General features: G+C 35.1%; 14 protein-coding genes. 9 read left to right on the forward strand and 5 right to left on the reverse strand.

The features are described from left to right. Positions 1 to 380: 380 nt before the first annotated feature. Both AAFN87_RS03170 and AAFN87_RS03175 read right to left on the reverse strand, forming a co-directional pair. Positions 381 to 623 carry a hypothetical protein gene (locus AAFN87_RS03170; RefSeq protein WP_347789552.1) on the reverse strand — a complete coding sequence of 81 codons (243 nt, stop codon included), beginning with the start codon at positions 621 to 623 and terminating at the stop codon, positions 381 to 383. Positions 624 to 1,136: 513 nt separating this feature from the next. After that, positions 1,137 to 2,264, reverse strand: a complete 1,128-nt coding sequence (locus tag AAFN87_RS03175; RefSeq protein WP_347789554.1) for a DUF4261 domain-containing protein — start codon at positions 2,262 to 2,264, stop codon at positions 1,137 to 1,139. A gap of 353 nt (positions 2,265 to 2,617) precedes the next feature. On the opposite strand from AAFN87_RS03175, the gene AAFN87_RS03180 reads away from it, so the two are divergent. From AAFN87_RS03180 to AAFN87_RS03200, 5 genes are all read left to right on the forward strand, one after another. Beyond that, positions 2,618 to 4,660, forward strand: a complete 2,043-nt coding sequence (locus tag AAFN87_RS03180) for a S9 family peptidase (protein ID WP_347789556.1) — start codon at positions 2,618 to 2,620, stop codon at positions 4,658 to 4,660. Between the two features lie 332 nt (positions 4,661 to 4,992). After that, entirely contained in the window at positions 4,993 to 6,219 is a 1,227-nt protein-coding gene (locus AAFN87_RS03185; RefSeq protein WP_347789558.1) for a WG repeat-containing protein, read from the forward strand. A 257-nt stretch (positions 6,220 to 6,476) separates the two neighbouring features. Beyond that, the gene (locus AAFN87_RS03190) at positions 6,477 to 6,926 is read left to right on the forward strand and encodes a hypothetical protein (RefSeq protein ID WP_347789559.1); all 450 of its coding nucleotides are present in this window, start codon (positions 6,477 to 6,479) and stop codon (positions 6,924 to 6,926) included. Positions 6,927 to 7,057: 131 nt separating this feature from the next. After that, the gene (locus AAFN87_RS03195) at positions 7,058 to 7,339 is read left to right on the forward strand and encodes a hypothetical protein (RefSeq protein WP_347789560.1); all 282 of its coding nucleotides are present in this window, start codon (positions 7,058 to 7,060) and stop codon (positions 7,337 to 7,339) included. Positions 7,340 to 7,743: 404 nt separating this feature from the next. Next, positions 7,744 to 8,229, forward strand: coding sequence for a DUF4825 domain-containing protein (locus tag AAFN87_RS03200; protein WP_347789562.1), 486 nt, complete (start codon positions 7,744 to 7,746; stop codon positions 8,227 to 8,229). Positions 8,230 to 8,405: 176 nt separating this feature from the next. On the opposite strand, the gene AAFN87_RS03205 is transcribed toward AAFN87_RS03200, so the two are convergent. From AAFN87_RS03205 to AAFN87_RS03215, 3 genes are read right to left on the reverse strand one after another with little or no spacing between them, the layout of a single operon-like run. After that, on the reverse strand, positions 8,406 to 8,807 hold the full coding sequence (locus AAFN87_RS03205) for an alpha/beta fold hydrolase (protein WP_347789564.1): 402 nt from the start codon (positions 8,805 to 8,807) through the stop codon (positions 8,406 to 8,408). Positions 8,808 to 8,840: 33 nt separating this feature from the next. Then, on the reverse strand, positions 8,841 to 9,482 hold the full coding sequence (locus tag AAFN87_RS03210; protein ID WP_347789566.1) for an alpha/beta fold hydrolase: 642 nt from the start codon (positions 9,480 to 9,482) through the stop codon (positions 8,841 to 8,843). 17 nt (positions 9,483 to 9,499) lie between these two features. Further along, positions 9,500 to 10,102, reverse strand: a complete 603-nt coding sequence (locus tag AAFN87_RS03215; RefSeq protein WP_347789568.1) for a TetR/AcrR family transcriptional regulator — start codon at positions 10,100 to 10,102, stop codon at positions 9,500 to 9,502. A 591-nt stretch (positions 10,103 to 10,693) separates the two neighbouring features. On the opposite strand from AAFN87_RS03215, the gene AAFN87_RS03220 reads away from it, so the two are divergent. The 4 genes from AAFN87_RS03220 (at position 10,694) to AAFN87_RS03235 (ending at position 13,921) form a co-directional block, all read left to right on the forward strand. Continuing rightward, complete coding sequence (locus tag AAFN87_RS03220; protein ID WP_347789570.1) at positions 10,694 to 11,644, forward strand: DNA/RNA non-specific endonuclease; 951 nt, start codon at positions 10,694 to 10,696, stop codon at positions 11,642 to 11,644. Positions 11,645 to 12,112: 468 nt separating this feature from the next. Further along, complete coding sequence (locus AAFN87_RS03225) at positions 12,113 to 12,733, forward strand: hypothetical protein (protein WP_347789572.1); 621 nt, start codon at positions 12,113 to 12,115, stop codon at positions 12,731 to 12,733. A gap of 358 nt (positions 12,734 to 13,091) precedes the next feature. Continuing rightward, positions 13,092 to 13,415, forward strand: a complete 324-nt coding sequence (locus tag AAFN87_RS03230; RefSeq protein WP_347789574.1) for a hypothetical protein — start codon at positions 13,092 to 13,094, stop codon at positions 13,413 to 13,415. Positions 13,416 to 13,486: 71 nt separating this feature from the next. Continuing rightward, complete coding sequence (locus AAFN87_RS03235) at positions 13,487 to 13,921, forward strand: SgcJ/EcaC family oxidoreductase (RefSeq protein WP_347789576.1); 435 nt, start codon at positions 13,487 to 13,489, stop codon at positions 13,919 to 13,921. The last annotated feature ends 100 nt before the right edge of the window (positions 13,922 to 14,021 follow it).

Genomic DNA, 14,021 nt, shown 5'->3' on the forward strand with positions numbered 1-14,021 from the left:
AATGATTGAGCATAAATTTAATCAAGAGTATTTTGTGGTCGGAATGTTTGATAAGGATAGGAAAGCTGGATGAACCTCCACCATTTAAGAAAATGGAAGTCATGAAGCGCGAAGTTTATCTTGCCATCAAGTACTGAATTAGCAAAACATTAAGTTGGTTTGCTTATTCTATTTCAAGCGCTACAAAACAACATTGAGAGCAATCGAGATTCGTTCAAGTGGATGGATTGTTCACGTGGATTAATCTTACAGTTGGTTCAATGAAGCGTTCTTGTGATTGTTGAGGAAGCATAACAAAAGCACTTGTGCTGTATAGTTGTTTTATACGCACAAGCCCTTAGATTGATGTATTGGCTAGGCATTAGATTATTGAAAACAACTCATAAAATTATTTTTTCTCCAAGATTATCTAAATCTCTTTTTAAGTTAAAAATAATAAGTATTCTATGAGACCTTTCTGTAACTCGACCAAAATCTACAACTTGTTGTATTTCAACTATGTCATTTGTATAAATTTTTTGTGAGTCTCTAACTTCGGTAATCTTTTCACCTAAACTGTCAATAGCATCCCAATTCATTATCCTAAGTTCAACTACTCCTTGATAAGAAGTTTTTATATTCAAATCATCATCTCCTTGCGTCTTAAATAACTGGAAATTATTACTATAAAGAATCATAACACAATAAAGTTTGAGTTGGTAGAAAAATGGTAAATTAGCGGCGGATGAGATTTACTGTTACTCCTAACCGACACGACGTTCATTCGTGAAATAAAAATCATAAAGATGGATAACATAAGGATAAAAGATAAGTCTGTATTTTAGTAGAAATCGTTTACAAATAATAAAGTTATTTCATTTGTTTGAAAATAAAAGTCTTGTTACATTTACTTAAGTAACAAGACTTTTAAAAATCGTTTAATGTATAGAAATCTTCAAAAATGAATAATAAAGTATTTAATGACTTTTATTTAAGGCTATTAGTCATTAATAACTAACATATTGGATTCACGAAATTCCTAATCTTCTCCAAATCAAACTTCCTAATATTATCCATCAAGGTCGGTGAAATAGCCACCATATCCTCCCCGATCATTCTTTTTAGGCTCTTTAATAATTTTAACTTTTAGAATGTGACTAGTATTTGATTTTAATAGTATCCCCATCGAGATAAACTCCCTCGGAACGGGAAATTGGCAGTTTTTGCTCTACTGTGAAGCCTATAGTTTCTCCATCCCTTAAAGTGACGTTTTCTTCCACAATATACCCTGAAATATCAATCAACATTTCACGCAGTTCGGCAGGGGATACTTGGCTGTCCAGTATTTCAATCTCATCCTTGCCAAAGGCTCTTAGTCCATACGTATATCCATCTATCCCTGTTTCCGTTCCTACCAGGCCGAAATAAACAAGATTCAGAATAGGAAACATGTCGTCATTCTTCATGACTTCAGCCATATCTATAAAAAGTTCAGGCTGAAATACGGTACCGCTTGTATAGATCCCTATTGCGTTAGGAAGCTTTAGACAACTAGCCGCCAGCTTGGTGTATAGCCTGCCGCTATCTAGCGGGGAGCCGGAACGAGTAAATACAGCCAGGATGATTTGAGCTACATGCGTTTTAGTAACCTCCACGGCTTCCTTCCACAAGTAGTTTCCTTGTGCATAATGCTCAGCCTCACCATCTGGTATTGGGGCATCGACAAAACTTACTGCTAAAAGGCAGTCGTCCACTTCAAAGGCTATGGTTCCTTCCTTTGTTTCTCCCGAGGTTTCCTCATCCTCTTCCGAAGAGCAGGAGATGTTCCAATCTTTCAATAGGTTAGCTTTTACTTGATCAAGATCACATTCCGCTGAGTTAAGCAGAACGAACCCGTTAAAAATACCAGTTCCATTGTCTTGCGTTTCCATCTCGTTCGCCTCGGATTGTGTAGATTCATAAGCTGCTGCCTGCTTCATCCAGTATTCTCTGATCATTTCTACCATCTTAACAGCTTCTTGCTCTGCAGTCGCTGGATCATAGGGTTGCATCTCGCTGAATATATGGCCGCAATGCTCGGTGTCAGACTGATCCTCATAGCCTCCGCATACCCCAAGGAGCCATTTTCCAAGCATCGCTTTTTTATACTTGAATATGTAGTAGTGCATATCATGTAAATCAAATTCTCCCGCAATTTCAATTTTGCTAGGTTGTTGCCCGAGTTCACGTTCATCTGCGAGCCATTCAATCATGGATTGCATTGCTGCTTGTTGTTGAGCTGTCATTTATTTCTCTCCTTTATAACTGTAGGATTACACAATTATACTACCAACATTTGGAACGATAAATGGTAAATAAATACCATTTATCTGTTAGGTAGATCAATTCAGTTTCAATTTTTAATCGAGTTCTACAACAATGAAAAGAAGAGAAAACAGAGAAAGGATTGTTAAAAAAAGACCCGGAAATCGAACCCAAGTTTATCCCTTCATTTTGTTTTTTATTGTAGGATTCACCCAAGTATTAGCCATGTACTTTAAGGTATGTAGAAATATTTTTTGTAGGTTGTAAATGTATTTAAGAGGAATTTAAGTAAATTTATAGAATTTATATTGATATACAGAGAGGAGAATTGAATTTGAATAAACTAATTGCAAAGCAAATTCCTCATACATTCGAACTGCACGGGGACGTTCGACATGATGAATATTATTGGATGAAAGATAAATCCAATCCAGAAGTCATCGCTTATTTAGAGGACGAAAACAGCTATTATGATGAGGTCATGAAGCCACTTGAAAGTTTAACAACTGAACTATATGAAGCCATGGTGGCACGTGTACCCGCTTCAGAAAGTCAAGTGCCCATTCAAAAAGGGCCTTACTATTATTACTACCGTCAAGAAAAAGAAAAACAATATCCAATTTTCGCACGTAAACGGGCAGAAAATCGGGCGGCGTTAGCATCTTCTGAAGAGGAAATTACAGTAGATGAAAATGAACTTGCTAAAGATCATGACTATTTAAGTGTTACTGAGCAGCGTTATTCTATAGATCACCGCTATGTTGCCTATTTAGAAAATCGCGACGGAACAGATAGCTATACGTTATTTGTGAAAGATTTGCATACGGGGGAGCTGTTAGAAGATACAATTCCAAACGTTTATCTATACAGCAGCGTTGAATGGAGTAATTGCGGAAAATACATTTTTTATGTGAAGCTTAATGAATTACAGCGTCCATATCAAGTTTGGCTTCATGAAATTGGTACTAAATATACCTCAGATGAGCTTTTATTTGAAGAAACGAACGTAACGTTTGATTTATTTATTGAAAAATCAAAAAGTAATCGTTTTGTTTTCGTAGTTTCGAAATCAACGACGACAACAGAAGTGCAAATTATTGATGCGGATGAGCCGTTATTAGCACCACAGTTATTTGAAGCACGCCGCGAAGGCATCGAATACGATGTAGAGCATTGGGAAGACGAACTTTTACTATTAACGAATGAAAATGCATTGAACTTCACGTTACTTCGTTGCCCATTGGATAACTTCAATGAGCGTACGGCTGTTGTTCCGTACGACGAGAAACGTTTTATCGAAAATATTTATCCATTTAAACACCATGTTTATGTAACGGGTCGCGAAAACGGGTTAGAGCAAATTTGGCGTATCGAGGGTGATTCTCTTAATCAGTTAGATTGGGATGAAGCAATTTATTCGGTATCGCTTGTTCCATATCAAGACTATGAAGCTTCTGAAGTTTTAATTCAATACCAATCATTTTTAACGCCGAAAACGACAATACGAATCGATATTGAATCGGGGGAAAAGGAAGTTTTGCAAGAGGCATCGGTTACAGGCGATTACGACCGTGAGCAATACGTGCAGCAGCAAGTTTGGGCAACAGCAGCAGACGGTGTAAACGTTCCAATACTTCTACACTATAAAAAAGATGCGCTCGACAATGGTCCAGTGCCGCTTATTTTAGATGCTTACGGCTCATATGGGAATAGTAGCGATCCGTTTTTTAGCGCTTATCGTCTACCGATGCTTGAAAAAGGTGTGATAATGGCGATTGCGCAAGTGCGCGGTGGTTCAGAACTTGGGCGTACGTGGTATTTTAACGGCAAAATGCAGAATAAACGCAATAGCTTTACGGACTTTATCGATGCAGCGAATTATTTAATCGAGCAAGGCTTTACAACAACCGAACTTATCGCAGCCCGTGGTGGAAGTGCTGGTGGATTGTTAGTAGGCGCTGTATCTAATATGGCGGGCGATCGTTTTAAAGTCATTGTTCCAGAAGTACCGTTTGTCGATGTTATGACGACGATGCTAGATGATTCGATTCCATTAACAACTTTAGAATGGGATGAATGGGGTAACCCGCAAAACGAGGACGATTATTTCTACATGAAATCTTATAGTCCGTATGACAACGTAGAATCAAAGCCGTACCCTAATATGTATATTACGACAGGCTTAAATGACCCGCGTGTCGGTTATTGGGAGCCTGCGAAATGGGTAGCTCGCCTGCGTGAATTAAAAACAGATGACAACACACTTGTTTTAAAAACAAACATGGGTGCAGGCCACTTCGGCGCATCCGGTCGTTTCAACCAGTTGCGTGAAATCGCGGAGTGTTACTCATTTATTTTGAGTAAGTTTGGTTTTTAGCCTTTTGCTCGATATAACAAAACGCATCTTCATTCGTGAGGATGCGTTTTCAACTTTATGCTTTATTTAATCCTGTCTTTGTTTTTTACTGAATTGGCAGTTCATTTGCTTCCTCTATTTACTTTCCTAAAACTTCCTATGCACTCATTAGTATTCTCCCCCCTAGAAGCGACAATCTGGGACGGAAATAAACCCATGTTACGGCAGTGAACCGCAATATATACATAACAGTTAAAATAATACTTTAATTACTCATTAAATATATTAAATTACTAATATTTCCTCTATACTGAAAATGGTAATCCGATATTTAGAGGAAGAGGTTTGATTAAGTGAAAAAATACTCCAAAAAAAATTCGACAATTATTGTGTTTGCTTTTTTATTTTTCATTTCAATACATAATAATTCATACGCAGATAATACAAATGTTGACAGTAAAGTTTCACAAACTAATGCAACATCAACAGAAAATTTTATCCTTGAGCCACAATACACAGGGGCAGTGGGAAGTTTTAGTGAGGGTTTAGCTTTTATAAGCGGATATTTTATTGATAAAACAGGAAAAGTAGTTTCACATATACCGATAAATTACTATTCTTATAGTAGAGATGGTACGTATGAATTTAAAGATGGTGTTGCCAGAATTAAAGATCTATCTAGTTATGGAGTGATTGATACATCTGGGAACTTTGTAGTACCTATGAAGTATAAATATATTGGGGAATTTAATAATGGATTTGCTGAAATTTATAATAATGGAAAATTTGGTTTTATCAATAAGGCGGGAGAAGAAATTGTAAAGCCACAATATGACGGATTTGGGGGATTTAGCGAAGGATATGCGGTCGTCGAAAAAAATTATAAGTATGGATTTATCAATACTACAGGTAAAGTCGTTATTTCATTGAAATATTCTATTAGCAGAAATTTTAGTGGTGGCTTAGCTGCTATTTCTGTTCCATCAAATATTGACTTTAAGTATGGTTTCATAGATAAAACTGGTAAAAAGGTTATTGCTCCTCAATATGATAAAGTATCTGATTTTAATGAAGGGGCTGCTGTAGCACTAATTAATGGAAATCAATATATTATTGATAAAACGGGTAAGAGAATAGCAAAAAGTGAACGCTATTATTTCTACGAATCAGATGTATTTAATGATGGGCTTTTTAGAGTGACTAATACCGACCTTAACCGCGATGCATTTATTAATAAAAAAGGAGAACGTATTTCAAAATACTATACCCATGTTTCTAATTATAAAAACGGGTTCGCTAGAGTTACAGGTGAACCGGATTTTCTTACTGATAATAGTAAAATTGGGTTCATTAATACAAGTGGTAAAGAAATTGTCTCACCCAAATATACATCTGCAAAAGATTTTAGTGAAGGCTTAGCGGTGGTAGAACTAAACGGCAAATATGGATTTATTAATACTAATGGTAAAGAAGTAATTAAACCAAAATATGAAGATGCGCTAAGTTTTAGTGAAGGCTTGGCTGCGGTTAAAATAAATGGCAAGTGGGGATATATTGAAAATCCATTGAAAAAAAGGTGATGTAGCCTCGTTCAATGATTGAATTTAGCCTTTTGAACGCACGTTTTAACGATGCATTTAGTATATTATTATTTTGCGGAATACGTTCTTAATTCATGATCGAACAACAATTCCTTTCCACGAAATTCCTAGAAGAGAACGACGTAATTAGATGTATAAATAATTACTTAGGGAGATTAAAACCTTCTGACATTTGTCAGGAGGTTTTTAAATACTTTGTATGGAAATTTAAAACTGTCTTTTTTGGAGGTTTCATTTTGAAAAAATATTATAAAATGTTATTACTTATTTTGGCTTGTATAGGAAGTCTTATGATTTTGAGTTTAATCGTTGACTTTCCTCTATGGATATTAAGCATTTTTTTCACAGTAGGGGTATTGGGATTATTAATTCAAAGAGGGATGTATAAATCTTTACTTGACCAGTTCGGTTTTATTGAAAGGAAATTAATAAAATTAAAAATTAGAGTACCTCAGTTTTATTATAAAATTAGAGACATAGGTATGGAATTAACATTTATTTTTCTTTTAGCAACTATAAGTGTGAATCCAGTTACAGATTTTATCGAAGGTAATATAAATATTAATTTTTCACCTAACATGCTATTTATTGATTTAGCAATCGTATCATGTTTCTTCGCAAATATGCCTATAATTATATACACATTTTACTCTATAATAACGGCACTAGATCGACAGAATATTTAACCATACTTAAAAATTTACTTATAGAATTAGAGAAGTTTTAGAAATCATTCTTTTATGAAAGGATACTAAACGAGGGTTTGGGAACAACTTAATTACAATTTATGTCTATATTGAAAAGGGGAGGCATAATTATGTGGTTAATAATCGGTCTTATTGCTATAGTAGCAACTTTAATAAATCTTTATATGTATGGAACAGGCAGAGATTATAAATTGGCAATGGCAATGGGGTTATCATTTACAGCATTGACACTCTGTGCAGAACATAGCCTTGTATCTAATTGGATAAAAGGTGAAGATTGGTCGGCTTTAAGGGAAGTACCTAATATGAATAAGGCGTTTTGGTTTCTGACAATTGTTTCTATCTTACTAAATATAGCACCTATACTTTTAGAATTAAAAAATAAAAAATAATTTCTTTAATTTGAAAATCACATGTGGGTACAGGAGGGTTGTATGTGGAGTTTTAGCACTTTTAAGGACAAACGTTACTGGATTCTTTTGATTCCAGCAATAATTATCTTGGTCTTGTTCGCTGTTTTTACCCCTGATTATATTCTTGAAAAAACTTACGTTGTACCATTTTCAATATTTATATCTACAGCTTTATTCTGGTCGACATACTATCTTTGGAAGTATATTGGTGATAAAAAGAAGAGGAATAATACGGATGACAGTTGCGATTTGTAACTTGCTTGTTCAAGTACCGGGCGCGATACTGTAATAAGGAACAGCGCTCGTTTTCATTAAAGGGCCTTTTTGTAGAGCAATATGATAAATTTTATGGGTGAGTAACTAATTGATTTGGAGCGAAACGAATGAAACAAATGCTTAAATTTTTATCCCTGTCATTAGTGGTAATTTTAATTGTAAGTGGATGTAACACAAATAACGGGAAAGAGGATGGGAAGGAAGATATATTTAAATTTAAAGATTCCCTTGTTGGCGATAACAGTGCGGTAGGGAACATCGTAAATCAATTGCAAGGTGCGGAACATTTAAAAGGGTTCGAGCTTGAAACAAAAGAGAAGCCATATGGAATTATTTTAAATTACGATTGGTCAGAGTCAGAACAAAACTATAAAAAAACAGCCGCTTTTAACGCTACATTTTTATTTACATTAGTTCAGAATGCAGATTGGATAGCGTTTAATTTTGATAATCAAGAATACAAAATAACGAAAGAAAACCTGCAAAATTGGTATGGAGAAGATTTTAGTGAATTGAAAAATGAAGATGATTTGAAGGCACTTACGCAAAAACATCTTGAGAATGAAGATAAGGTGAATCAGTTATTTAAGTAAAGGACTATTCCAGAATCGGGCACAATTCTTGAAGATGAATTGTGCCTTTTTCAGCAATAGGACCATTTAGTTGTATAAGAGCATTTGACATATATTGTGAAGCCTATGCATACTGACTTGGTTGAGATATTCGAGTCCCATTCCATCATGGTGCTATGATGGAATGGCTTTGGTAATTAATGTTTGATTTGATCGATAATGTCGAATAAAGCTTCGTTGAATAACTCCTTCTGATCAAGCATCGTCACATGTCCAGCATTTGGTATGGAGTAAAATTGTTTCATGGGCGCCTTGAGTTGATCAAAGTATGTGCGAGCGAGAGAATAAGGAGTTTGCCAGTCATCCTCGCCATGGATATAGAATACTGGAACTTGATAGTCTGAAGTTACCATGTTCAGATCATAGGACTTAAACAAAAATTCCAGAATAGCACGTTGTTTTATTTCTAGTACATCGCTCATTAACATGTATTTAATATCTTTGAACGAATAAAAGGGAGAACTTAGTACGCTCATAACTAGTTGAAGTGATGGTTGCATCGCAAGCTTATACTTACCTTGCAACTTACGAAGTTTCATAAGCTTCTTGACCATGGCATCACTAAAATGGTGCTAGGGATAAGGACTTAAAGATTGTAAGGTGCTAATATCTTTCTGATTTTTTACTTGTCTGCTGCATTCCAATGCTTTCTCGTAGCCAATTCGTTCGTTTTCAAACATATTTACAACTTGTCCAACTCCAATATAGGCTTGAACCATCTGCGGATATTGCATGGTGAATAGACTACCTAAGATAGAACCCCATGAATGACCAAGCAGAAGGATTCTTTCTTGGTTATATTTCTTTTGTAAATAGCTCACCACTTCATATGTATCCTGTAACGCTTGTTCAATCGTTGTTGTTGGCGTGACTTTCTGTGGATCATTCGCAAAGAAGGTTTTACCACTGTTTCGTTGTTCCCAGTGGACAACGGTTACTTTATCTTCCCAAGGAAACTGAAAGTCTTGGGCAAAAGGAAGCATTGGACTGCCAGGACCTCCATGCAGGAATAAGAGGACGGGGTGATCCTTATTTTCACCACGATGATATAAAAACTGCTGGATTCCACCGATCGTCACATACTCGCCCTCATCTATTCCGTTTGGTGTATCGATATGACAAGCTGTTGCACGCTTCTTTGTATTGAGAAACCAATAAATCGCCATACTGATGCAGGCAATAGCCGCTATGAAAATAATCAAAGATTGATTCATATGAATGCCTCCTCTAGTTATTTTTGGTTGAATTGCTTGCACTTGCTTAGATATTCCGCAATTGCATCTACAAGAATGCTTAATGCTTGTGTCCTTCCTTGTTCACCGTATTGGTTTTGATTTGAGGCGATAAAATGTAAGCCATCCATTAAATTCGCAAGTACGCTATAATCACATTGAACATCCTCTATTCCCAAGCCATTCATTGTACTCTGAAAATTAGTTTTGGATTTATCCTGTTCCTTTTTGTTAAAAGAATCTGGAAGCTTGCGCAGCAAATATTCTAGGTCCGATGGCTGAACATAGAGTGCAAGACTATCTGGCGCCAAGTAAATTTCATGAAGTGCATGCGTAATCTTGTCCTTAAAATGTCCCGAGCTAGCTCCGATTTCAAGAACTCGGTCAAGTAAAGCTTGCTCATTTTGCTTCATAATGTGATAGAGATATTCTTCCTTGGAAGGATAATAGGTATAGAAGGAACCTTTGGCTATTTGCACAGCTGCTGTAATATCTTCAACCGTAACTCGCTTTATGCCTTTCTTCCGAATAAGCTCTATTCCTTTGATATACATTGCATTTTTGATATGCTCCTTCTCCTGCTCACTTATGATTTTAGGCATATGTTCTTCTCCTTTGGTGACTATTTGTAATAAATTGAGTCAATATAAAAATAATAAGACTAGACCCTTGTAAGAGTCAATGATATCAGGTAAAAAATAGTTGAATTAAAACTCGGAATATTTTATCCAAATTAGATACGCTGCACATACATGAGCACTTAAAGGAGATTAATTTCTTTGTTAAGGATGAAAAGGACTAAACGAAGGATAATGTGTAATAAAAGAGGGGGTGCTTCTGCAATTAACGGGCACAATTCTTTAAGATGAATTGTGCCTTTTTCAGTACTAGAACCAATATTACTAAATAACATCTTTTTTAAAACTGAATATTGATATAAAAGTATAGGTAAGATAGTGAAAGTAGTTATTCCGCCATAAGCAAGTACTAGCTAAATTTAATATTTGAAAAATATAATGCAATGGACTCTACTAATCTTTATTGAAAGTTAACACTACATACTTCGAACTAAGTATCTACTGTAATAAAATTAATATTGTAATATACTATTATATATAGTTTAACAATGTTAATTTATGTTTTATTCAAAGATCTCTAGAATGTTCTGTAAAAATACTATAAGGAGTCCTAAAATGAAAAAGAAAATAAATTATTTAATCTTACTTTTAACTGCCATCTTTATAGTTGGTTGTACTAACGTAGAAGATGCATCCGTTACAGATAAAGAAACAGATTCACAAGATGTAACCACAGTTGAAACAAATTCAAATAATAGTGAAAAAGAAGAGGCGGTCACTACGGTTGTAGATGAACCAGTAGTGAAAGAAACGCCAACCAAACAAAATAATGACCTGTTCTCGGGATACAAACTTATTAAAGTTGATGGTGGTGATTTGTCAGGATATCGTGAACCTAACGTTGTTGTTGACATTGGTTATGGGGACCGTGAATATTGGGCCTTCACGAATGAATACGGGCAACTAGTACGTGTCATTGCTGACGAAATTATTCTACAAGATGACAGTAAGGAACCTGTATTATCGAATGGCAGATACTATGCTGATGAGGCAAAGGTTCCTGGCGTCGAAAGTAAGTTTCTAGATGAAGGACATGTAATTGCAGATTCTCTCGGAGGAGTATCGAATGCTTATAATATTACCCCGCAAAATAGTACATTAAATCGACATGGTGATCAGGCCTATATGGAAGACGCAATTCGTAAAGCAGGTGGAGCTACTAATTTTGAAGCAATTATTACATATCCGAATACGCAAACGCAGATTCCTTCAAGTTATCAGTATACTTATACAATAAACGGAAATGTCATTACAGATTCATTTGAAAATGTGAACCCTGATGAAGTAAACGAATCTCTTGGACTAAACGGAAATAATGAGTCCGAGTCCAAATCATCAAGTTCTTCAACAAATGAAGGTGATCTTTCTAGTGTTGATACAAATGGTAATGGTATCGTGACTATAGATGAAGCAAAAGCAGCTGGTTTCAGTATGCCAATAACTAGAGAACACTGGTTGTACAAATATATGCAAGATCGTGATAACGACGGTATGGTAGGTGAATAAGCCCCTAGAACTTTGAGGCAAATTAAATGAACGAAAGAACATTTTCCTCGTTGGACGATTTATAACAATTTGCAAATGAGTGTCTGTACAGGAACCACTAAATTTAAACAACTTTATTACTATGTTTTTCAGTGCATTGAGCATCTGACATCAAAAATTAAACAAATATATTTTAACCCCGTCCTAACTTAGAACGGGGTTATGTCTGTTTGCGGCTTTAAAATTTTATTGCCAATTTACACCTTTAGAGGTGAGATGATTTTTTTGTTGGATTTTTATGTTACTATCTTTGTAAAGTTTGTGAAGAAATGTACTTAAGCTAATATGGCAGAATATCGGGCCATTTAATGGAGGAAGAATCTTAAGAAAAATTGAATACATATGGTAATGCTAGAGTGGTTTTTGTGTAAGATTGTACTTAAACTATAGAGCAGAAGAGCTTAACAAGTGAAACTAAGGGGGATATTAATGAAGTACAAATTTGCGCTTTTTTCAGTAATTATTTGGACACTTCTAATTTTAGCTGGATGTTTAAACAATAAATCTGAAGAATTATCCGTAGACCTGTCTGACATTCCACATATGAACATAGGTTCCGAAATGCCCCGACTTTTATATGCCAATGACAACATAACGGTTATTCAGGGTACATTTGGAGTCATTGTATATAATATGCAAAATTCACTTGTTACGAATCGAATTTCATATGAACATATGAAATCATATGACATCTCCATGATGTTGGCATCTGTATCTCAAGATGGTACAACAATCTATATTGGAAATATTGATAGGCCTTTTTCTAACGAAATTCTATATACCCATCAATACGATATTAATTCTAGAGTCATCAAAGAAACTAAGGAACAGTCTTCTGGTGTGTTTATAACAAATACTGTTGAAACACCTGGTCATAATGAACAGTACGATAAATATTTCGATTTACAATATCTTACTAGTGACAAAATTGTAGAGTTGAATAATTCGTTTATATATTTACGTTCCTTAGACTGGAATATAAAAAACTTACAAATTGTTATTTGCCAGTATGAAGATGGTGAAAGTAAAGTTTTTGATGTGTTTAAATGAGAGGTTGGAACAAAAGAAGAGGATGTGCTTGTTCAATTAACGGGTGGCGTTAGTTCAAGAAGAATTACGTATTTTTATGGCTAAGATCATATTTCAGTTATTCCATTAAAGGGCGCTTTTCTGTAATAAGTAAAGCGTCTTTCTTCATGAAAAGGACCATTAACAAGGGGATGTTTATTGCGAAAATGGAGGTAAATTGAAATAATTTAATGAAACATGGATTAATTTGGGAATAAAAAATGCGACACTTTAAAGGCTACTGCTTGTTTATAATTTTCACCTTGTTGTTAACAGGGTGCGCAGGTGTAGAAAAGAAAAATCTCCATCTAATACTAAAATATCCATAGAGTTATACAACATGAGTGAAAAAGAAAGATTGCTCATTAGTAAAACAGGTGTGGAGCAAATTGAATTTTTCAAGCTAAATGGCACTTTAAAAGAAGATGATGATTTGCAATTTTCAGTGGAGGTGTTTGAAAAGGGTAAGTTTAAAGAGGAGTTGCTAAAGACTTGGGATGGACCCGAAACAAAATATAAAGATAGCCTCATTTCTTTTGGAATAAGTGACACTAGAGATGAAGACCATTCTTTAAAACTGATAAATGGTATTCCTACCGGGCTTGCAATCGGGCCATATTGTGGCGCAACTCTTATATTGCGTAGTAGACTAAATACTGTGTAACACAGGCTAGAGCGTCGTTAGATTACAAAGTGTATTTTTAAAGATAAATATAGAAACTTGGAGGTATATATATGTTTAATGAACAAAATGAATCGGCTGCAATTAAAGAACTGTTAAATAGGATGGATACCGCTTGGGGGAAAAATGCAGAGTTGAGTATTTATAGTTCTTGTTTTACGGAAGATGCTGATTATGTCACGTTCCAAGGATTACGGTTAAAAGGAAGAAATGAAATTACTGAGGTACATGAAAAACTTTTTAAAGGTATTTTAAGGGACTCGAAAATGGTGGTAGTTGAGCAAGAACAAAAATTTTTAACTCCAGATGTAGCAATCGTTCATAGAATTGGCGCTGTTCTGATGAGGTGGCAAAAGAAAACACCAAAAAGCAGATTATCCATAAATACAAATGTAGTTGTTAAACAAAATGGGGAATGGAAGGTTGCTGCTTTTCAAAATGGCCGTGTCACTGGCCAAAGTTTCATGGAGAAATTATTTAGCAAATAGGGGTCTCGCCAGATTTATGCGGATTTACAACGGTAAGGCAAAAAAGTTACCAAACCACGCTTTGGTAACTTTATTCCATTTAATTCGTTTTAATTAATAT

The sequence above is a fragment of the Solibacillus sp. CAU 1738 genome (genome assembly GCF_039888725.1).
GTDB lineage: Bacteria > Bacillota > Bacilli > Bacillales_A > Planococcaceae > Metasolibacillus.

Excerpts from the sequence above, each read along its gene's own strand:
- AAFN87_RS03210 (WP_347789566.1), bottom strand. The coding sequence starts at position 9,482 with ATGAATCAATCTTTGATTATTTTCATAGCGGCTATTGCCTGCATCAGT.
- AAFN87_RS03230 (WP_347789574.1), top strand. The coding sequence starts at position 13,092 with ATGAGTGAAAAAGAAAGATTGCTCATTAGTAAAACAGGTGTGGAGCAA.
- AAFN87_RS03175 (WP_347789554.1), bottom strand. The coding sequence starts at position 2,264 with ATGACAGCTCAACAACAAGCAGCAATGCAATCCATGATTGAATGGCTC.
- AAFN87_RS03195 (WP_347789560.1), top strand. The coding sequence starts at position 7,058 with ATGTGGTTAATAATCGGTCTTATTGCTATAGTAGCAACTTTAATAAAT.
- AAFN87_RS03215 (WP_347789568.1), bottom strand. The coding sequence starts at position 10,102 with ATGCCTAAAATCATAAGTGAGCAGGAGAAGGAGCATATCAAAAATGCA.
- AAFN87_RS03235 (WP_347789576.1), top strand. The coding sequence starts at position 13,487 with ATGTTTAATGAACAAAATGAATCGGCTGCAATTAAAGAACTGTTAAAT.
- AAFN87_RS03205 (WP_347789564.1), bottom strand. The coding sequence starts at position 8,807 with ATGAAACTTCGTAAGTTGCAAGGTAAGTATAAGCTTGCGATGCAACCA.
- AAFN87_RS03220 (WP_347789570.1), top strand. The coding sequence starts at position 10,694 with ATGAAAAAGAAAATAAATTATTTAATCTTACTTTTAACTGCCATCTTT.
- AAFN87_RS03225 (WP_347789572.1), top strand. The coding sequence starts at position 12,113 with ATGAAGTACAAATTTGCGCTTTTTTCAGTAATTATTTGGACACTTCTA.
- AAFN87_RS03200 (WP_347789562.1), top strand. The coding sequence starts at position 7,744 with ATGAAACAAATGCTTAAATTTTTATCCCTGTCATTAGTGGTAATTTTA.